General features: G+C 72.3%; 22 protein-coding genes. 13 read left to right on the forward strand and 9 right to left on the reverse strand.

Annotated features, from left to right (window positions below; all coding sequences use genetic code 11):
* Positions 1-12: 12 nt before the first annotated feature.
* Positions 13-1,542 carry a DHA2 family efflux MFS transporter permease subunit gene (locus R9X44_RS14005; RefSeq protein ID WP_319814553.1) on the reverse strand — a complete coding sequence of 510 codons (1,530 nt, stop codon included), beginning with the start codon at positions 1,540-1,542 and terminating at the stop codon, positions 13-15.
* 303 nt (positions 1,543-1,845) lie between these two features.
* A complete protein-coding gene (locus R9X44_RS14010) occupies positions 1,846-2,277 on the reverse strand; it encodes a PPOX class F420-dependent oxidoreductase (RefSeq protein ID WP_319814839.1) in 432 nt (143 codons plus the stop codon).
* A 191-nt stretch (positions 2,278-2,468) separates the two neighbouring features.
* On the opposite strand from R9X44_RS14010, the gene R9X44_RS14015 reads away from it, so the two are divergent.
* From R9X44_RS14015 to R9X44_RS14025, 3 genes are all read left to right on the forward strand, one after another.
* Positions 2,469-3,035 (forward strand): TetR/AcrR family transcriptional regulator, encoded by a 567-nt coding sequence (locus R9X44_RS14015; protein WP_319814554.1) that lies wholly within the window; start codon positions 2,469-2,471, stop codon positions 3,033-3,035.
* Positions 3,036-3,273: 238 nt separating this feature from the next.
* On the forward strand, positions 3,274-4,722 hold the full coding sequence (locus R9X44_RS14020; RefSeq protein ID WP_319814555.1) for an arylsulfatase: 1,449 nt from the start codon (positions 3,274-3,276) through the stop codon (positions 4,720-4,722).
* Between the two features lie 73 nt (positions 4,723-4,795).
* Complete coding sequence (locus tag R9X44_RS14025; protein ID WP_319814556.1) at positions 4,796-5,233, forward strand: hypothetical protein; 438 nt, start codon at positions 4,796-4,798, stop codon at positions 5,231-5,233.
* Between the two features lie 21 nt (positions 5,234-5,254).
* Here R9X44_RS14025 and R9X44_RS14030 read toward each other — a convergent pair whose 3' ends face one another.
* Together R9X44_RS14030 and R9X44_RS14035 are read right to left on the reverse strand one after the other, a co-directional pair.
* Complete coding sequence (locus tag R9X44_RS14030) at positions 5,255-5,554, reverse strand: hypothetical protein (protein ID WP_319814557.1); 300 nt, start codon at positions 5,552-5,554, stop codon at positions 5,255-5,257.
* Positions 5,551-5,958, reverse strand: coding sequence for a DUF1622 domain-containing protein (locus R9X44_RS14035; protein ID WP_319814558.1), 408 nt, complete (start codon positions 5,956-5,958; stop codon positions 5,551-5,553). The genes R9X44_RS14030 and R9X44_RS14035 overlap by 4 nt, the downstream gene beginning before the upstream one ends.
* A 105-nt stretch (positions 5,959-6,063) precedes the next feature.
* On the opposite strand from R9X44_RS14035, the gene R9X44_RS14040 reads away from it, so the two are divergent.
* The 4 genes from R9X44_RS14040 (at position 6,064) to R9X44_RS14055 (ending at position 9,307) form a co-directional block, all read left to right on the forward strand.
* Complete coding sequence (locus tag R9X44_RS14040; RefSeq protein ID WP_319814559.1) at positions 6,064-6,885, forward strand: enoyl-CoA hydratase/isomerase family protein; 822 nt, start codon at positions 6,064-6,066, stop codon at positions 6,883-6,885.
* Positions 6,886-6,958: 73 nt separating this feature from the next.
* Positions 6,959-7,963 carry a DUF2889 domain-containing protein gene (locus R9X44_RS14045; protein ID WP_319814560.1) on the forward strand — a complete coding sequence of 335 codons (1,005 nt, stop codon included), beginning with the start codon at positions 6,959-6,961 and terminating at the stop codon, positions 7,961-7,963.
* A gap of 63 nt (positions 7,964-8,026) precedes the next feature.
* Positions 8,027-8,653 carry a PaaI family thioesterase gene (locus tag R9X44_RS14050; RefSeq protein ID WP_319814561.1) on the forward strand — a complete coding sequence of 209 codons (627 nt, stop codon included), beginning with the start codon at positions 8,027-8,029 and terminating at the stop codon, positions 8,651-8,653.
* 69 nt (positions 8,654-8,722) lie between these two features.
* Positions 8,723-9,307, forward strand: a complete 585-nt coding sequence (locus R9X44_RS14055) for a helix-turn-helix domain-containing protein (RefSeq protein ID WP_319814562.1) — start codon at positions 8,723-8,725, stop codon at positions 9,305-9,307.
* 31 nt (positions 9,308-9,338) lie between these two features.
* Here R9X44_RS14055 and R9X44_RS14060 read toward each other — a convergent pair whose 3' ends face one another.
* On the reverse strand, positions 9,339-10,232 hold the full coding sequence (locus tag R9X44_RS14060) for a DUF4437 domain-containing protein (protein WP_319814563.1): 894 nt from the start codon (positions 10,230-10,232) through the stop codon (positions 9,339-9,341).
* An 84-nt stretch (positions 10,233-10,316) separates the two neighbouring features.
* On the opposite strand from R9X44_RS14060, the gene R9X44_RS14065 reads away from it, so the two are divergent.
* Together R9X44_RS14065 and R9X44_RS14070 are read left to right on the forward strand one after the other, a co-directional pair.
* Positions 10,317-10,868, forward strand: coding sequence for a TetR/AcrR family transcriptional regulator (locus R9X44_RS14065; RefSeq protein WP_319814564.1), 552 nt, complete (start codon positions 10,317-10,319; stop codon positions 10,866-10,868).
* Between the two features lie 117 nt (positions 10,869-10,985).
* Positions 10,986-11,351, forward strand: coding sequence for a YciI family protein (locus R9X44_RS14070; protein ID WP_319814565.1), 366 nt, complete (start codon positions 10,986-10,988; stop codon positions 11,349-11,351).
* Positions 11,352-11,391: 40 nt separating this feature from the next.
* Here R9X44_RS14070 and R9X44_RS14075 read toward each other — a convergent pair whose 3' ends face one another.
* Positions 11,392-12,159, reverse strand: coding sequence for an SDR family NAD(P)-dependent oxidoreductase (locus R9X44_RS14075; RefSeq protein WP_319814566.1), 768 nt, complete (start codon positions 12,157-12,159; stop codon positions 11,392-11,394).
* Between the two features lie 74 nt (positions 12,160-12,233).
* Complete coding sequence (locus R9X44_RS14080; protein WP_319814567.1) at positions 12,234-12,593, reverse strand: cupin domain-containing protein; 360 nt, start codon at positions 12,591-12,593, stop codon at positions 12,234-12,236.
* 119 nt (positions 12,594-12,712) lie between these two features.
* Between R9X44_RS14080 and R9X44_RS14085 the strand changes: the two genes are divergently transcribed.
* Positions 12,713-13,363: a TetR/AcrR family transcriptional regulator gene (locus R9X44_RS14085; RefSeq protein WP_319814568.1), complete on the forward strand. Its 651-nt coding sequence runs from the start codon at positions 12,713-12,715 to the stop codon at positions 13,361-13,363.
* Between the two features lie 580 nt (positions 13,364-13,943).
* On the opposite strand, the gene R9X44_RS14090 is transcribed toward R9X44_RS14085, so the two are convergent.
* The gene (locus tag R9X44_RS14090; protein WP_319814569.1) at positions 13,944-16,259 is read right to left on the reverse strand and encodes a transketolase-like TK C-terminal-containing protein; all 2,316 of its coding nucleotides are present in this window, start codon (positions 16,257-16,259) and stop codon (positions 13,944-13,946) included.
* 129 nt (positions 16,260-16,388) lie between these two features.
* On the opposite strand from R9X44_RS14090, the gene R9X44_RS14095 reads away from it, so the two are divergent.
* A complete protein-coding gene (locus R9X44_RS14095; RefSeq protein ID WP_319814570.1) occupies positions 16,389-16,868 on the forward strand; it encodes an Lrp/AsnC family transcriptional regulator in 480 nt (159 codons plus the stop codon).
* A 108-nt stretch (positions 16,869-16,976) separates the two neighbouring features.
* Complete coding sequence (locus R9X44_RS14100) at positions 16,977-17,408, forward strand: CBS domain-containing protein (RefSeq protein WP_319814571.1); 432 nt, start codon at positions 16,977-16,979, stop codon at positions 17,406-17,408.
* Between the two features lie 7 nt (positions 17,409-17,415).
* Here the strand turns inward: R9X44_RS14100 and R9X44_RS14105 are convergent, their stop codons facing one another.
* Positions 17,416-17,976, reverse strand: a complete 561-nt coding sequence (locus R9X44_RS14105; RefSeq protein WP_319814572.1) for a TetR family transcriptional regulator — start codon at positions 17,974-17,976, stop codon at positions 17,416-17,418.
* A gap of 113 nt (positions 17,977-18,089) precedes the next feature.
* Here R9X44_RS14105 and R9X44_RS14110 point away from each other — a divergent pair, with 113 nt between their 5' ends.
* Entirely contained in the window at positions 18,090-18,587 is a 498-nt protein-coding gene (locus R9X44_RS14110) for a PPOX class F420-dependent oxidoreductase (RefSeq protein ID WP_319814573.1), read from the forward strand.
* Positions 18,588-18,699 lie beyond the last annotated feature (112 nt).

Consider the following 18,699-nt stretch of genomic DNA (forward strand, 5'->3'; position numbering starts at 1 on the left):
GACCGCTGTGCGTCAGTGCATGGGCATGACGTTGACCGCGGCGTCCGGCTTGCGGCGCGGCAGGAACAGCGCAGGGATGAACGCGAGCACCAGCAGACCCGTGGCCCACCAGAAGGTCGCGGCGAACGCGTCGGCGATCTTCGGCAGGATCAGGGCGGCGGCCTCCGGCGGCACGTTGGTCGCCGCGCCGATGCCGCCCTCGCCCGCGCCGGGCAGGCGGTCGCTCAGCTGCGTGGTGAGCAGCACCGAGATGGCGGCGGTGCCGATCGAGCCCGCGACCTGCTGGATGATGTTCAGCGCGGTGCTGGCGCGCGGCACCTCGTCGTGCGCGAGGGTCTGCATCGCCGCCGACATCGTCGGCATCATCGTGAGGCCCATGCCGAGACCCATGACGAACAGGGCGACGCCGAGCAGCAGGCCGGAGGTGTCGGTGTCGATGAGGCTGGTGAAGCCCGCCATGCCCGCGGTGACCAGGACGAGACCGCCGAGGACGATCCGGCCGGGGCCGATCTTGTCGACGAGCTTGCCGCCGATCGGCATGGTGATCATCGCGCCGATGCCCTGCGGGATGAGCAGCAGACCGGTGTGGAACGCGCTCTCGCCCCTGACCACCTGGTAGAACAGCGGCATCAGCAGCATCGCGCCGAAGAACGCGAGGTTGAACAGCACCATCGTGCCGGACGCCGTCGCGACCGAGCGCCGCTTGAACAGCCGCAGGTCGATCAGCGGGACCGCCGCGCGCAGCGCCCGCAGCACGAACCCGATGACGAGGGCCGCGCCGATCACCGTGCAGGCGATGACCTCGGTGGAGTCGAACGCGCCCTTCTCCGCGCCGGTCGCCAGCCCGTAGATGAGGGTGGCCAGACCCGGCGAGAGCAGGAGCAGGCCGAGCACGTCGAGCTTCTCGCCGGGCTGCGGGGTGTCCCGGTCGAGGATGCGCCACGCCATGAGCAGCGCGACGATGCCGATCGGCACGTTGATGTAGAAGATCCAGCGCCACGACACGTCGTCGACGAGCCAGCCGCCGAGGATCGGGCCGGAGATCGGGCCGAGCAGCATCGGGATGCCGACGACGCTCATCACCTGGCCGACCCGCTGCGGGCCCGCCTTCTGGGTCAGGATCGTCATACCGGCCGGCATGATCATGCCGCCGCCGAGGCCCTGCAGGACGCGGAAGGCGATCAGGGACTCCGCCGACCAGGCCATGCCCGCGAGGCCGGAGCCGATCACGAAGAGCCCGATCGAGATCATGTACAGGCGCTTGGTGCCGAACCGGCTCGCCGCCCAGCCTGTGACGGGAATCACCGTGGCGAGCGCGAGGGTGTAGCCTGTCGCGATCCACTGGATCTGCGAAAGGGGAGCGTCGAACTCCTGGGACAGGTCGCGGATGGCGACGTTGACGACAGTCACGTCGAGGATCGACATGATCGCGCCGAGGACGACGACCGCGGCCACGGCTAGCACGCCGCGGTCGAGACCGCCTCCGTCATCCGGCTTGCCTACGGGGGCCGGGCCGGCCGCCGGGGGGGCTGTGGAACTCAACTGTGATCCCATCTTGCTTGCTTGCGTGTGATGACATGCGGAAACATCGGACGCCGTCGACCGGACACCCCCGCGTGACGTTTCAGTGATGCGGTGATCGCCTGCCCCCGCGCAGGCCGGGAGTTCTCCCCCGACCGGCACAGCGGACCCCAGCCCCGGTTAACGCGCTGCACCAAGCCTGCCAGCCCATCGCGAACACCTCGCGGCGGGTGGCGGTCTGGCTCCGCACGAAGCCAAGAACCTACCGGACCCCTCTGACAGAATCGCGCGCGGCGGAGAACGGGCGACGGCGTCGGCCCGGAATCACCCCAGCTCCTCCCCGTAGACGCGCTCGACCGACAGCGTCATGAGGACCCTGCGGTCGGCGACCATGACCGCGCGGTACTCCGCCCAGTCGGGGTGCTCCCCGGCGGCGAGCCGGTAGTAGCGGACGAGCTCGGCGACCTCAGGACCGTCTGGGTCGGTTCCGGGACCGGTGAGGGTCACTGTCCCCTCGGCCGTCGCCCAGGCGCGGCCGTCGGCCCTGGTGACCTCGAGCGCGGCCCTCGGGTCGCGGCGCAGGTTCACGGTCTTGGCGCGGCCCTCGGTCATCGACACGTACAGGAGTTCGTTCTCCCGGTCGTAGAACGGCATGACGGGCGACAGCTGCGGCCGCCCGTCGGACTTGAGCGTCGCGAGGACGCCGAGCCTGCTGCTCGCCAACAGCGCGCGCGGATCGAACTGGGTGACGGTCATGACGGGGACAAGCCGCCGCGCCATCCCGCGTATTCCCGCTCCCGCGCGAATTCTCGCGCGGCACGCCGCTCCCCCGGCAGGGTCCGGTCCGGCCCAAGAACCGGAAAAGGCACGGTCACGGTCGCGGTGGCGGGCCGCCGTGCGGGGAAGGGTCTCCCTGAGGGCCCGGGGCGACGCGGGGGGTGGCGGCCATGGGACAGGACGAGCGGGACAGGCTCGTGGAGGTCGCGACGCGCCTGTTCGCCGAACTCGGCTACGACCAGACCGAGAGCGCCCAGATCGCCGGGGCGGCAGGGCTGCCGCCCGACGCGGTGCAGCGCGAGTTCGGCGGGCGGCGCGAGCTCTACCTCGAGGTGTTCCGGCAGGTCCAGGAGGCGGAGAACGCGCTCCTCGAGGCGTACACCAAGGGCGGGCTCGACCGCGAGGGCTGCCACCGCTTCATCGACGACTACATCGGCTACTCCCTCGACCACCCCGAGCACGCCGCCCTGTGGTCGCAGCGCAGGCTGAACGACGCCGCCGACCTGCGCGAGGTCGAGCACGAGTTCGTCGTCCCCCAGGTGGTCGAGGCGCTGCGGGCGTTCGCCGCGGTGTTCCGCGACGACGTCGACTCCGAGCTGATGATGTGGACCGTCGCCTGGACGCTCCAGGCGTTCACCCTCGCCAGCAGGTCCGAAGGGTCGCCGTTCACCGACGATCCATCGGTGACCCGTTTCCGCACCCACCTGCACGGACTCGTCGACCGCGCGCTGAAGTAGGCACACCGGCGGGCGGTACGGCACCCGGGCGAACCGGAAATAACGATCTAGCTTCCGCCTTGTCGGCAGTCGCCGGAAACTTCCACATCGCCCGCGGCTGACTGCTATCGTCCCGACTGCACCTGACCCCCCGAAGATCTACAGTCGAGACCGGTTCGACGGCGTCCGCGCGACCGGGATACGACGCCACGGAGCAACGTGACCTCGTCTCAACAGTCGTCGGCCCACCCCCGCGCCCATGGCTGACCGCACAGTCGGCCGCCGCAGGCTCCTGCTCGGAACCGGGGTGCTCACGGCGGCGGCCGTGCTCCCGTCGGCCGCGCCGTCCAACGCCGGGCCCGTGCTGAACGCGCGAAGGCGCGCGCCGGGCAAACCGAACTTCGTCGTGATCCTCGCCGACGACTTCGGCTACGGCCAGGTCGGCGTCCAGGGCCAGACCAAGATCAAGACACCGCGCATCGACAGGATGGCGCGCGAGGGCCTGCGCTTCACCGACGCCTACGCCGCCGCGCCAGTCTGCGCCCCGGCCCGCGCGTCGCTGCTGACCGGCCTGCACGGCGGCCACTGCCCGGTCCGCCGCAACCCGCCGGACGACGGCGACCTGCCGCTGCCGCAGGGCATCCCGACGATCGCGACGGTGCTGCAGGGCGCGGGCTACCGGACCGGCCTGTTCGGCAAGTGGGGGTTCGGCGGCATGCTGCCGAACCCGTCGCACCCCGACCAGCACGGGTTCAGCGACTTCTTCGGCTACCTCACCCATTTCGGGGCCAAGAGCTACTACCCGACGCGCCTGCTCGACGGCAGGAAGTGGGAGTACCTGCCCGGCAACAAGGGCGACACCGGCCCGGTCTACGGGCCCGACGTCATCATGGAGCGGGCGCTGGCGTTCGTGCGCCAGTCCAAGGACGTGCCGTTCCTGCTGATGCTGACGCTCCCGCTGCCGCACGCGCCCTCGGCGGGCCCGCCGACGCTCGGCAGGTACGCGGGCAAGCCGTGGCGACGGCCCGACCGGGTCCACGCCGCCCAGGTGACGAAGCTCGACGCCTACGTCGGCAGGATGCTCGACGCGCTGCGCCGCAACGGCCTCGACGACGACACCATCGTCATCTTCACCGGCGACAACGGCCCGCACGAGGAGGGCGGGGTGCGGCCCGACTTCTTCGACTCCAACGGCAAGCTGCGCGGCTACAAGCGCAACCTGTACGAGGGCGGCATCCGGGTTCCGTTCATCGTCCGCTCCCCCAAGCTGATGGCGCGCACGCGCGGCAAGAAGACCGCGCACCAGACCGTCCACTACGACCTGCTCGCGACGTTCGCCGACCTCGCCGGCGCGCGCGTCCCGCCGGGGACCGACGGCCTGTCGCTCGCCCCGGTGTTCACCGGGCGCGGCACGGTCCGCAAGCACACGTACCTGTACTGGTCGCGGCTGCACGCCGGGTCGACGCCGTCGCAGCGCGCCGAGGACGGCAAGCGCGGCCGCAACGCCGCGGCGGCCGTCCGGTTCGGCAAGTGGAAGGCCGTCGGGTTCGCGCCGGGACGCGGGTACAGCACGCCGGGCTCGTCCTGGAAGATCGAGCTGTACGACATGTCGAAGGACGTCGGCGAGAAGAAGGACCTCGCGAGCAAGCACCCGGCTGTCGTGCGCAAGGCGCGCGGGTACATGAAGGCGGCCTGGCGCAACCCGTAGACCGCAACCCGTAGGCCGCAACCCGTAGGCGCGGTCCCTGACGTGGGCGTACGCCGGTCGGTAGGCTCCCGGCATGATCGACGTCCCCGTCATCGAGCGGCGGCTGAGCTGGCGGCCCGTCCTGCCCGTCATGGTGGTCTTCCTCGCGGGCGGCGTGTGCTGCGGCGTCCTCGGGGTGCTCCGGGAATCGGGCGCGCTGCTTGTCGTGGCGTGCGTGCTCGGCGCGGCCGTGGCGTTCCTCGTGGCGGTGACGCTCGGGAGCCGCACTGTCGTCGGCGCGGACGGGGTGCACGACCGGCGGCCGTGGTCGCCCGAGGTGTTCGTCGCGTGGAGCGAGGTCGAGGACGTCGTGGTGTCGGGCCGCCGGAGCCGGGTCGTCGCGCTCACCCGGCGCGGACGGCGCGGGCGCACCCTGTCGGCCGTGCGCGACGGCGACCAGGCAGGGGACGGGCTCGGCTTCGACGGCCTCGTCGCGGTCATCCGGCACCGCGTCCACCGCGCGGGCGGCTGACCCGCGGCCGTCCCAGATGGTTCAGGGCAGTCCGTCGGGGGGCCGGCGCGGCCCGCGCAGCACGTCGGCGAAACGGACGACAGGACGGTCCAGCGACATGCTGACGAGCCTGCGGATGAGCAGGATCGACCCGGCGACGGCCGGGCCCTGCCATCCCGGCGCGACCGCGAGGTTGAGCAGCCCTGCCGCGAGCCAGAAGTCGAGCGCGACCTTCAGCCCGGTCTGCCCGTCGCGTGCGGCCGCTGCGGTGACCGCGCCCGCGACGAGTCCCGCCGCGACGCACAGCAGCGAGGCAGTCTGGATGAGGGCGGCGTACGTCATCGGGCCACGCCGGGCTCGTCGGCGGGCGGCAGGTCCGCCGTCTTGCGCTCGGCGGCGAGTTCCGCGCGCTCCTCGCGGATCTCCCGGCTCAGGAAGTAGTTCAGCGCCGTCCTGATCGCCGCGATCGCGGCGAGTTCTCCGATCTCGCGCAGCGTCGGCGCGATCGCGGTGCGCAGGATGTCGGACGCCAGCTGAAATTCAAGGCCGAGCGCGAGGAAACGGCCGAGACCCAGCCGTACCGGGACGAAAGCCGCGCTGTTCCGCTCCCGGACCGCCGCGACCACGAACCAGCAGAACGCGACGACCGCGCCCACGAAGATCACGATCGCCCCCGCCGCCTCCACGAGCCGCACGAGCAGATCGACGGCGTCGGCAAGCCACGCCTCACCCAGCACCTCGTCCACAGCTGACCCATGCCCCGCCCCGCGACGCCCAAGCGGAGGGCCGCCCGCGCGCGCCGCGCCCGCATCGGCGAAGATCCCTTCTGTCCCCCCAGACGAGGAGTACCGATGACCGACCCCTACGCGGCATTCACCGGGCTGCGCTTCGACCGGCCCGCCGACGGCGTCCTGCGGATCACGTTCGACGCGCCCAACCTCAACGCCGTCGACCCGAGGACGCACCGGGAGCTCGCCGACGTCTGGCAGGTCATCGACCGCGACGAGGAGACCCGTGCCGTGCTCGTCAGGGGCGCGGGCAGGGCGTTCTCGGCGGGCGGCACGTTCGACCTCATCACCAGCCTCGCCGAGGACTACGCCGCGCGGGCGCGGGTGATGCGCGAGGCGCGCGACATGGTCTACGGCGTCATCAACTGCGCCAAGCCCGTCGTGTCGGCACTGCACGGACCGGCCGTCGGGGCCGGACTCGTCGTCGGGATGCTCGCCGACATCTCGATCGCCGCGCGGTCGGCGAAGATCGTCGACGGGCACACGCGGCTCGGCGTCGCGGCGGGCGACCACGCGGCGATCTGCTGGCCGCTGCTGTGCGGGATGGCCAAGGCCAAGTACTACCTGCTGACGTGCGAGACGCTGACCGGCGAGGAGGCCGAGCGGATCGGCCTCGTGTCGAAGGTCGTGGACGACGCCGAGGTCCAGGACGAGGCGCTGCGGGTGGCGACGTCGCTCGCGGCGGGCCCGGCCGCGGCGATCAGCTGGACCAAGCGGTCGCTGAACCACTGGTATCGGATCGCGTCGCCGATCTTCGAGACCTCGCTCGGCCTCGAGTTCCTCGGGTTCAGCGGGCACGAGGTCGGCGAGGGGCTCGCCTCGCACCGGGAGAAGCGCAGCCCGGACTTCGCCCGGGTGAACCGGGAGCATCCGCTCGACCTTTGACCCGTCAGCCTTCTTGACACGCGCGCGTCCCCCGGCCAAGCATGGATACGCCCCCTCACCCCAGGAGTCCCGGATGTCCGTGACCGTGCCGCTCGTCCCGCATCCCAGGCACGGCGTCCATGAGCCGACCTCGGGGAGCCCGGTCCGTCGGCCGGGCGTGGTGCGCAGGACGGCGACCACCGACATGCTGCGGCCCGAGGGGCTGGGCGGGCCGCTGGTCCTCGCCTGCCGGGGCCGCGACGCGCGCACCCGCCCCGACGGGACCCTCCAGACGCTTGCGGCGGCGGAGGCCGAGGCCGTCGTCGACTACACGGCGAACCGCCGCCTGCGGTCCCTGCGCACCGACCCGTCGCGGCCCGGGCTCGCCGAGCTGCTCGGCAAGTCGATCGGGTCGGGGTTCCGGAACCGGCTCGACGCCGCCGACCCCGCCCTGCGCGCCGACCACAGCCTGCTCTACCTGCTCCTCGACGACTTCCCCGTCACCTCGCTGGTGTCCGGGCACGCCGTCGTCGTCACCCTCCCGGAGCTGACGCTGCCGCCCGAGCGCGCCCTGGCCGCGTTCCCCGTCGACCTGTGCGCGGGGTTCGCGGCGGGCGGCACCCTCATGGGCAACGTCGCCGAGAAGGGGATGCCGCCGATCGTCGTCGGCCCCGACGCGCCCCCGCTCACCGACGCCGCCGACCCCGAGGGCTGGCACCCGCACGACCCGCTGCCCCCGACGGGAATGCGCCGGGCCCGCAGGATCGACGTGGACCCCGTGACCGGGCGGGTCGAGGCGATCTTCCGCGACTCCTACACGCGGCCCGACGGGGTCGAGACGGTCATCCACGAGTACACCCTTGAGGCGACGGCGTCCGAGGGGGTGCTGACGGCCTGCGAGGCGACCCCGCGCGTCCTGCCGTGGATCGAGTGCCCGGGAGCGGTGGCCAGCGCCCGCCGCCTCGCCGGACGGCCGCTCGACGGGCTGCGCGACCATGTCCGCGCCACGTTCGCGGGCACGTCGACCTGCACCCATCTGAACGACATGCTCCGCGCGCTGGAGGACGTCGGCGATCTCCTCGCCCTCGGAAACCGCTGATCCGCCCTGCTCATCCCGACCCGGTGGCATCGGACGGTCCCGGCATTCGCTATGAATCTGTGCATGGACGCTGCTGCCCCCGCACCGGCCGAGCCCGGCCGTCACTGGAACGCCCCGCGCTGGCCCGCCGACCGCGTCGGCCCCGACTTCGCGCCGATGCTCGACGCCCTGCGCGTCTTCCACCACAGGCTCGCGGGCGCCGACGTCCCCGACGAGCTCGCCAAGGACATGCGCCGGGTCTTCGAGCAGTTCGCCGCCGAACTCCTCGAACACCAGGTGCCTGAGTCCGAGCAGGTAGCCGGCCGGATCGACCTCCCCGGACGCGGCCAGCTCCTCGTCCCCGTCTACGAGCTCGACGTGCTCGAGCACGACAGGATGGAGGGCAGGGTCACCTTCGGCCGGCACTTCCTCGGCCGTAACGGCGCGGTGTACGGGGGCGCGATCCCACTGCTGTTCGACTCCGTGCTCGGCAGGCTGTCCAACGGACCGGGCAGGCCCGCGTCACGGACCGCCTACCTGCACGTCGACTACCGCGCGATCACCCCGATCGAGACCGAACTCCGCTTCACCGCCGAGGTCCTGCGCGAGGAGGGCCGCAAACGCTTCATCGGCGGCACCCTCTCCCACGACGGCACCCTGTGCGCCGAACTCGACGCCCTGTTCGTCATCCTCCGCCCCCACCAGCCCTAGCCTCCGGGATTTCCCTCGGCTTGGAACCCGCTTGCCCGGCCGCCGAAGCCGTCGGCCTAGCGTTGAGGGATGGGCGATGACGGGTTCGTCGAGGCGGCGACCAGGCTGTTCTCGGCGCTCGGGTACGACGGCGTCACCGTCGCGATGCTCGCGGAGGCGGCGGGGGTCGCCGAGGCGGACGTCGCGCGGCGCGGCGGCAAGGCAGGCGTGTACGCCGAGGTGATGGACCGGGTCCGCGACCTGCAGGTCGAGCTGGTCGAGGAGATGGGCACGACCCTCACCCCCGACCTCGTCGGCCTGCACGACATGGTCGACATGTTCCTCGACTTCTACGTCGCGCACCCCGAGGCGATCACGCTGTGGCAGCACCGTGGGCTCGCCGACGCGGTGGACATCCCCGACGTCGAGCGCGATTACGGCAGTCCGGTCATCCAGGGCATCTACCGCCTTCTCGTGCGCGCGGGCGTCGGCCCCAGGGCGAGGTTCGCGCTGCACAACTTCCTTGGCTGGTCCTTCCACAGCTTCCTCACCCTCGGGATCTTCCACTCCGACGGCACCACGTCCGACTGGCGCGACCCGGCGGCCCGCGCCCGCTTCCGGCAGGAGACCCACGACCTCATCGACGTGCTCGGGACGCTCGACTCCCCGTCCTGAGGCGGGCGCGGCGACGGGTTACTGGGACGGGTTACTGGTAGGAGGGGTCGTGCCAGGGGCCGATGCTGCGGGAGCGGACCGGCTCGATGAAGCGCGGCCCGACGCTGTGCGGGTGGCCCTCGCCCCAGTTGACGGGCTCGCCGGTCATGACGACGCGTGCGTCGTCGGTGTACCAGTCGACGAGGTCGGCGTCGGAGCGCAGCAGCCAGGTGCAGCCGAGTTCGGCGTCGGCGGTGAAGTCGCCGTGCCGGATGAGGGCGGGCCGCCAGAAGTACGTCCCCGGCCACATCTTCCCGTAGTTGTAGTCGAAGCCGCCGTCCAGGCAGTATGCCTCCTCGCTGCACGGGTGGTGGGCCAGCGGCTCCTCGCGCCAGCCGGGCTTGGCCTTGATGAGCCGGGTGTAGAAGCCGGTCTTGGCGTCGCGGTGCAGCAGCTTGATGTACAGGCCGGGGACGGGGGTGCCGCCGAGGTCGAACCGCATGGGGCTGCCGTCCTTGACGTCGATCCACGGCATCGCGGCGGTGTCGAGGACGATGAGGGCCTTGTCGTCGCGGACGCCGGGGAGTGTCGCGTCGGCGAGGTCGAAGCGCCAGTCGCCGTACTCGCGGAAGAGCAGGATCTCGGTGCCCTCGGCGACGCTGACGGGCGGGGTCCACACCCCGGCCGGAGCCGTCCAGTAGCCCTCGGGGCCGAGGACAGTCCCGCCGATGGTCACGCTGCCGGACAGCACGTACCACTCGGTGTCGGCCTTGTGGACGCCGCCCGGACGTGACCACGCGGAGGTGAAGCGGACCTTGAGCGAGGCCGACCCGTCCTCCTCGTCGTAGCTGAGGTTGCGCTGTTCGGCGGCCCCTGTGGCGTGCTGGAACTCCGCAAGGTGCCAGATGAGATCGCGTTCGTCGACGAGTTCCACGTGTGGGCGCATGGGCCCTCCTTCACGTCGGGTTCTTAGTTTCCGGTGCAGAATGTACCGTTAACTCAAATCCAGGACAAGTTGTATCGTTTACCCGTGAGCAGACCAGGACGTCCGGCAGGGCCCACCGACGAGACAGCCGAGGTCGTCCTGACCGCCGCGCTCGACCTGCTGCTACGCGAGGGGGCCGGGGCGCTGACGCCGCAGCGGCTGCACGCCGCCACCGGCGTCTCGCGCTCGACGGTGTACCGGCACTGGCCGACCCCTTACGCGGTGCTCGCGGCGCTCATCGAGGTCGCGCCGCTCGGCCCGCGCGAGCGCGCCGGAGACCCGGCGGCCGACCTGCACGCCGAAGTCGACCTCCTGTGCGACAGGCTGCGCGACAAACCCGTCGGCGGCATGCTCCAGGCGCTGGTCGCGGGCGCGGCGCTCGACCCGGCGATCGGCGACCTGCGCCGCCGCTACATCGCCGACCTCCTCGCGCCCTTCCACGCGGTCCTGCGCGACGCGGGCCTCGCCCCCGGGCACGCCGACGACGCCGTCGCCGCGATCGCGGCCCCCCTCCTCGTCGACGCGCTCCTGCTCGACCGTCCGACGGCCCGCGACCGCGCCCACCGGGCGGTGGACCTGGCGCTCGCCGCGCGCTAGGCGGCGCGGGAAAAAATCTTGGGGAGAAATCTCTTGGGGATGTAGAGGCCGGGGAGGCGGCTCCGACCCATGGGTGAAGGAACGCCCAGAAGGGGCGTCCGAGTGAAGGAGCCCGAGATGAAGTACCTGATCACGATGTACGGGAACAAGGCCAAGTGGGACTCGGTCCCGGCCGACACCTGGCCGCAGATCGTCGCCGCACAGGACGCGTTCAACCGGCGGTACATGGAGTCCGGGGAGCTGCTCGGGGCCTTCGGGCTCGCCGACGCGACCGACGTCAGGACAGTCCAGGTGATCGACGGCGTCGCGAAGGTCGGCGAGGGCACGGTGCTGGGCAACAGCGAGTACATGGCGACGTTCTACCTGCTCGACGTCGAGAACGAGGAACGCGCGCTGGAGATCGCCGCGGACATGCCGATCGCCGTGCAGGACCCCGTCGAGCTGTGGCCGATCCACCACGAGGCCCCCGGCTCCTGCGGGTGAGCGTGCGCACGGGCCCCGCTCGGCGGGGCCCGTGCGGCCGTCAGCGGGCGGTCCAGCCGCCGTCCACCACGAGGGTCTGGCCGGTGATGAAGGTGCTCGCGTCGCTGGCCAGGAGCAGCATGACGCCGTCGAGCTCGTCGGGGCGGCCGGTGCGGCCCATCGGGGTGTTGCGGCGCAGCCAGGCGCTGCCGCGCTCGTCGGCGAAGAACTCCTCGGTGACCTCGGTCGGGAACCAGCCCGGCGCGATCGCGTTGACGCGCACGCCGCGCGACGCCCACTGCACGCCGAGCTCGCGGGTCATGTTCACCACCGCGCCCTTGGCGGCCGTGTAGGACACCTGCGAGGTCGGGTGGGCGGCGACGAGGCCGAGGATCGAGGCGATGTTGACGATGCTGCCCGCGCCCGCCTCGATCATCGGCCTGGCGAACAGCGTGGACAGCGCGAACGTCGCGGTGAGGTTCAGCGCGACGACCCGCTCGAACGACTCGACGGTCTCCTCGAGCGCGGGCTTGGACACGCCGTGGCCCGCGTTGTTCACCAGGAGGTCGATCTTGCCGTCGCGCGTCATGACCGTCTCGAACAGGGCTTGGCGCGCGGCGTCGTCGGTGACGTCGCAGGTGACGGGCACGACGCCGGGCACGCGTTCGGCGAGTGATTCGAGCCTGTCCTTGCGCCGGGCCGCGGCGAACACCGTCGCGCCGCTGCCCGCGAGCAGTTCGGCGAACCGCATCCCCAGCCCGCTCGACGCGCCCGTCACCACCGCGGTCCGCCCGGTCAGATCCGCAGAAAGCCTGCCAACGCCGCTCATCGCCCAACCTCTCCCACACCCGACAGAATCGCGTTCTACTGTACCGAGCGCCCGATCGGCCGGCGGGGGCGGGACTACTCGGCGGCGAGGCCGACGAAGATCTTGCGGGTGGGCTCGAGGGTGTGCCACCAGCCGTCGAATCCGGCGGGGACGAGGAAGGCGTCGCCGGGGCCGAACTCGCGGCGGCCCCCCTCGGTGTCCTCGACGGCGACGCGGCCTGACTGCACGACGCACACCTCGTCATAGGGCCAGCGGGAGATCCGCACCGAACCCGGCTCGCCCGTCCACGCGCCCGCGACCGACCTGCCGTGGGTGAGTTCCGCCCGGTGCTCGACCTCGGTCCAGCCGTCGGACGCCGCGTCGTAGTCGGCGACGGGCGGGACGACGGGGGTTCCCGAGCCGGGGACGAGGATCTGGACCTGCTCGATCGCCATGGGGTTTCTCCTAGCGCGCTGAAGACCTGGGCACTAAAGCTATAGATCGATAGCTTGAGCGCGCAAGGGACGCCGTGGACCCGATACGGTGATCCAGAACTCGCGGGAGGGAAATTCTCATGGCGGTGCGCGGACCGGACGGCGTCACCCGGCGGCGTGCCCTCGTCGAGGCGTCCCGGCTGTTCGCCGTGCGCGGCTACCACGGCACCTCGACCCGCGACATCGCCGACGCGGTCGGCGTCCGCCAGCCGAGCCTGTACCGCCACTTCGACGGCAAGGCCGCGATCCTCGCCGAACTGCTCGACGCCGACCTGCTTCCCGCGCTCGCCCGCGTCAGGTCGGCGCTCGACGCCGCAGCGCCGCCGCCGGTCCGGCTGCACGCCTACCTGCACGCCGACGTCGCGGCGATCCTCGGCCTGCCCTACGACGTGCGCGGCCTGTACAACGACGACGTCCTCGACCTGCCCGACCTCGCCGCCCAGGCCGCCCGCCGCGCCGAACTGCACGCCCTGACGGCCCGTCTCGTCGGCCAGGGCGTCGCCAGCGGCGACCTCCGCCCCGCCGACCCCCACTTCGTCCGCCACGCCATCACCGGCCTCCTCCTCGAGGCCGTCCGCGAACGCGGCCCCTCCCCCGCCCCCGACCCCCACCCCCGCGCCCAGGACGTCGCCGACTTCATCCTCCGCGCCACCCTCGCCGACCCCACCCGCCTCCCCGACCTGAAAACCGCAAGCACAGCCCTGGTAACCCACTGGACCACAAACCCCTAACCCAACCCCAAACCCCAACCCCCAAACCGCGCGCGGCGGCGGACCCGGGCCAAGGCCCGGGTCCGCCGCCGCGCGCGGAATACGACCGCCCCAACCCCGGCCCGGGCAGGCCCGACCGAACCCCGGGAACACTCCCGCGCCCTCACGCAGGCCCGCGCAGCCCCAGCCGAACCCCGGGAACACTCCCCGCGCCCTCACACAGGCCCAGCCGAACCCCGGGAACAGTCTCCGCGCCCTCACGCGGGCCCGGGCCAGGCCCGGCTGAACCTCGGAACATCCTTGCGGCCTCGCGCGGGCCCCGACCCCGGTCCGGGCACGCGGGAACACTCCCGGCAGCTTGACGCGAGCGCAGGGCCGCGGCCCGGGGGCGGGCCCCCGGGCAGCGCCGAGTTCGCGAGGACCCAACCCCGGTCCGGGCACGCGGGAACACTCTCCGCAGCCTCACGCGGGCGCAGGACCGCGTCCCGGGGGCGGGCCCCCGGGCAGGGCCGGGGTCGCGTGGGCCCGAGCCCGGGGCCGGGGTTGCGTGGGCCGGGGTTGCGTGGGGGCCGCGCTCGGGGTGGGTGTGGGGCCGGGGGGGTTAGTCGGTTAGGTCTAGGGCGGCGTGGATGATGCTTTCGGTGTCGATGTTGTGGTGGCGGTAGGCGTCTTCGAGGGAGGAGGACTGGCCGAAGGAGGTGACGCCAAGGGAGGTGGTGGGGACTCGGTTGACCGTGGCGAGGAAGGCCAGGGTGTGGGGGTGGCCGTCCAGGACGGTGACCAGGGGGACCGCGCGGTCGGCGGGGAGGACCTGGTCGAGGATCCAGGACTCGGCGTCGCCGTGGCCCTGGCGGGCGCGGACCGCGCGGTAGAGCAGGTCGGGGCTCGTGACGCAGATGACGTCGGCGGAGATGCCGAACGCCTCGAGGCGGGTCGCGGCGGCCAGCGCCTCGGGCACCAGCGCGCCCATGACCGCGATGGCGACGTCGGGCGTCTTGCGGCGCACCAGCGTGTACGCGCCCGCGACGACGTTGCGGCGGCGTCGCTCGTAGGCGGCCGGGTCGGTCGGCAGCGCCGCCAGCGACTGGTCGACGGGCCGGGTCGACAGGCGCAGGTAGGCCGAGCCGCCGTCCGGCTTGCCGAGCTGGGCGAGGCTGGCCAGCAGCGTCCACGAGGTGTCGATCGCGAACGCCGGCTCGTAGTAGGTGCAGCCCGGCTGTTCGAGCCCGATCGACGGGGTCTTGATCGACTGGTGCGCGCCGCCCTCGGGCGCGAGCGTCACGCCGGACGGCGTCCCGACGAGGATCGACTGGCCGCCCGCGTAGATCCCGTACGACCACGGCTCGAGCGCGCGCTCCACGAACGGGTCGTACAGCACGCCGATCGGCAACAGCGGCTCACCCCACCGGCTCCACGTCGCGCCGAGCTCACCGATCAGCCCGACGAGGTTGACCTCGGCGATCCCGAGCTCGATGTGCTGCCCGGTCGGCGTCTCACGCCAGTGCAGGATCGTCTCGGCGTCGTCGGAGAACCAGTTCTGCCGCTCCGACGGCGACCACACGCCGACCTTGTTGACCCAGCCGCCCAGGTTCGTGGACGAGCTGACGTCCGGGCTCACCGTGACGATCCTGCGCGCCGCCTCGGGCGCGTCGCGGGTGAGGTCGAGGAGGGTGCGGCCGAGCGCGGCCTGGGTCGTGGTCGTGCCCGACGGCCGCCGCTTGACGTCGACGGGCAGCGCGGGCGGCGTCCGCTCGGGGATCGCGGCACGGTTGAGCCGTTCGGCCGCGCGCTTGCACAGCTCGTCTTCGGGGCTTCCCTTGGGGAAGGCGCGCCACGGGTCTTCGGGGTCCGCGCCGGTGCGGGCGGCAAGCTCGCGCATCTGCGCGTCGGTGAGCAGCGCCGAGTGGTTCTGCGGGTGGCCCTTCATCGCAAGGCCGCGCCCCTTGACGGTGTAGGCGAAGATCACGGTCGGCCGCGTGTCCTCGATCGCGGCGAAGGCGTCGTCGAGCGCGTCGAGGTCGTGCCCGCCAAGGTTCGCGATCGCCTCGATGAGCGTGTCGTCGGCGACCTCGGCGATGAGCGCGGAGATCGCGTCGGCGTCCGGCCCGGAACCCGGGAGGCGGCGGCGCAGTTCGGCGGCGTCGCAGCGCAGCAGCCGCTGGTACTCGGGGTTGCCCATGGCGTCGATCCGCCCGCGCAGGGCCGCGCCGCCGGGACGGGCGAACAGCTCCTCGAGGAGCGTGCCGTACTTGAGCGTGATCACCTGCCAGCCCGCCGCGGCGAACATGCCGCGCAGCCGGTCGGCGGCGATGTTGGGGACGACCCGGTCGAGCGACTGCCGGTTCAGGTCGACGATCCACACGATCTCGCCGAGCTCGCCGACCGCCTGGTCGAGGACCGCCTCCCACACCGCGCCCTCGTCAAGCTCGGCGTCCCCGACCAGCGAGTACTGCCGACCGGTTCCCGCTCCGCCGAACGCGGTGTCGACGTAGCGGCGGGAGATCGCGCCCCAGATCGGGGCCGTCGCGCCGATGCCGACCGAGCCCGTCGAGTAGTCGACGGGGTCGGGGTCCTTGGCCCGGCTCGGGTAGCTCTGCAGGCCGCCAAGCTCGCGCAGCCGGGTCAGGTAGGACGCGTCAAGGGAGCCGAGCAGGTAGTTGATCGCGTGCAGCACCGGCGACGCGTGCGGCTTGACCGACACCCTGTCCTCGGGCCGCAGGTGCCGGAACCACAGCGACGTCATGATCGACACCATCGACGCCGACGACGCCTGGTGCCCGCCGACCTTCAGCCCCGACGGGTTCGGCCGCACCGCGTTGGCGTGGTGGATGATCGAACTGGACAGCCAGAGGACCCGGTCCTCGATCCCCCGCAGGACCGCCGTGTCCGTCTCGCCGCTTCCCGTCACCGTCGTCATCGCTCCGCCTCGTCGTAGGGTCATTTGCCCCGAGATTGAAGCAGTGATAGCCAAAGTGGTGAATACCCTTGGTCAATTTTGCGCACTATGCCCAAGATAGGGTGTCGTGCACCGACAGGAGGAGGCACTATGCCCAACCAGGACGGGGTCGATCCGATCGACGCGCGCATCCTGCTCGAACTCGCCAGGGACCCGCGCGCCACGACCGTCGCGGTCGCCGAACGCGTCGGGATCGCCCGCAACACCGCCCAGGCGCGGATCACCCGCCTCGAGCGCGACGGCACCCTCGACACGTTCGAACGCCGCGTCTCCCCCGACGCGCTCGGCTACTCCCTCACCGCGTTCATCACCGCCCGGGTGACCCAGCGCAGACTCGACGAGGTCGGCTCGGCCCTCGCCGCAGTCCCTGAGGTCCTTGAGGTGCACGGCATCTCCGGCTCCGACGACCTGCTCATCCACGTCGTCGCCGCCCACGCCGACGACCTCTACCGCATCGCGGGCCTGATCCTCGCGATCCCCGGCATCGAGCGGTCGAGCACCGCGCTGGTGATGCGCCGCCTCGTCGGCTACCGCGTCACCCCGCTGCTGCGCCGCGCGGCCGAGGGGTAGGTCTCAGGGGACCCTCGGCGGCGACGCCGGCGGGCGGGAAGTGCAGAATCGGGGGAGCACCGCGCGACGGGTGTCCGGCGCGCGCGTTCCGATCGGGAGGCACGCTCGATGCAGACCCTGGAGACGCGGCGCGGCGAAAGCACGGTGGCCGACGCCATGATCCTCGCGCCGAAGGTGTGCGGGCCGGAGACGACGGTGGCCGAGGCCGCCGCCGTGCTGCGCAACGAGCACGTCCACGCGGTGCTCGTGGTGGACGGGTCGGCGCTGCTCGCCGTCGTGGAGCGCGCGGACCTCGCCGCGCCCCCCGGCTCGCCCGCGCGGCGCGCCGGACGGCTCGGCGACCGCGTCACCGGCCCGGACGCCGACCTGGAGACCGCGCGGCAGGCCATGCGCGCCGCCGGACGCCGCCGCCTCGCCGTCGTGGACGCGGGCGGCGCGCTCCTCGGCCTGCTCTGCCTCAAGCGGAGCGGCCTCGGCTTCTGCTCCGACGACGGCATCCGCGCCCGCGCCGCCGAACGCCGCCGCACCGGAGCGCGCTGACACGGCGTTACGGACGGATCGAGATCGCGCCGAGCGCCTTGCCGATCCGGCCCGACAGGGACCCGCCGTGGTGCAGCCAGTCTTCGAGGGAGACCCGGACGGCCGCCATGACGTACGCGGCGACGAGACGGGCCGTCGGGTCGGGGCCGTCGGCGGGGACCCGGGGGGCGATGAGCTCGGCGATGGCGTTCTCGTAGCGCTGGTAGGTCTGCAGGGTCCACGCCTTGAGGGTGGTCGAGGTGCGGGTCAGGCGGCCGAGGTCGCGCAGCTGGTCGCGGTCGGGCGGGGGCGCGTCGGCGAGGTCGGCGAACGCCGCGACGACGGCGTCGAGCGGGCCGAGGTCGGCGGGCTGGCGGGCGAGGGCGTCGGTGATCGTGGCGAGCCACGGGCCGGTGACGCCCTCGGCGACCGCGTTCTCCTTGCCGTCGAAGTACCGGAAGAAGGTCGAGCGGCCCACCTGGGCGTCCTCGGCGATCAGGTCGACCGTGGTGGCGGCGAGCCCGCGTTCGGCGGCGAGCCGCGCCGCCGACGCCGCGAGGCGCGCTTTGGTCGCGTGCCTCTTGCGCATCCGGAGACTGTCCGCTTCACTATGGGACATAGTGCCATTTTGGACTATGTCCCATTATGCGGCAAGGCCCGCGTTCACCCCGAGCCTGCCGCGCCCTGCGGAGGAGCTGTCGAATGGGCGTGAACCAGCGCGGCCAGATCACCATGACCGACGACGAGATCACCGCGTTCCTGCGCGAGCAGCGCGTCGCGACCCTCGGGACGCTCGGCCCCAACGGACGGCCCCACCTCGTCGCCATGTGGTACGCGGTCATCGACGGCGCGCTGTGGTTCGAGACCAAGGCCAAGTCCCAGAAGGCCGTCAACCTCAGGCGCGACCCCAACGTCACGGTGATGGTCGAGGCCGGCCACACCTACGACCAGCTGCGCGGCGTCTCCTTCGAGGGCCAGGCCGTCGTGCTTGACGACCCCGAGGCGCTGTGGGCCGTCGGCGTGGACATCTGGGAGCGCTACAACGGCCCGTACACCGAAGAGGTCAAGCCGCTCGTGGAGATGATGCTGGTCAAGCGCGTCGCGGTACGGGTGGACGTCGAGCGGGTCAGGTCGTGGGACCACCGCAAGCTCGGCCTTCCCGCGATCGAGCTCGGCGGCAGCACCGCCGCGTACCTCTGAGCGCCCGCTTCTGACGGCGTGCCGCCCGACCCGCGCGTGCCGCCGACCGCGCGCGGGCGACCGCTCACCGCCGCCCGCCGCCGTTCGCCGCCCCCGGTCTTTCCCGTGCCGG

Origin of the sequence: Actinocorallia sp. A-T 12471 (assembly GCF_033875155.1) — a bacterium.
In the GTDB taxonomy this organism is placed as follows: domain Bacteria; phylum Actinomycetota; class Actinomycetes; order Streptosporangiales; family Streptosporangiaceae; genus Actinocorallia.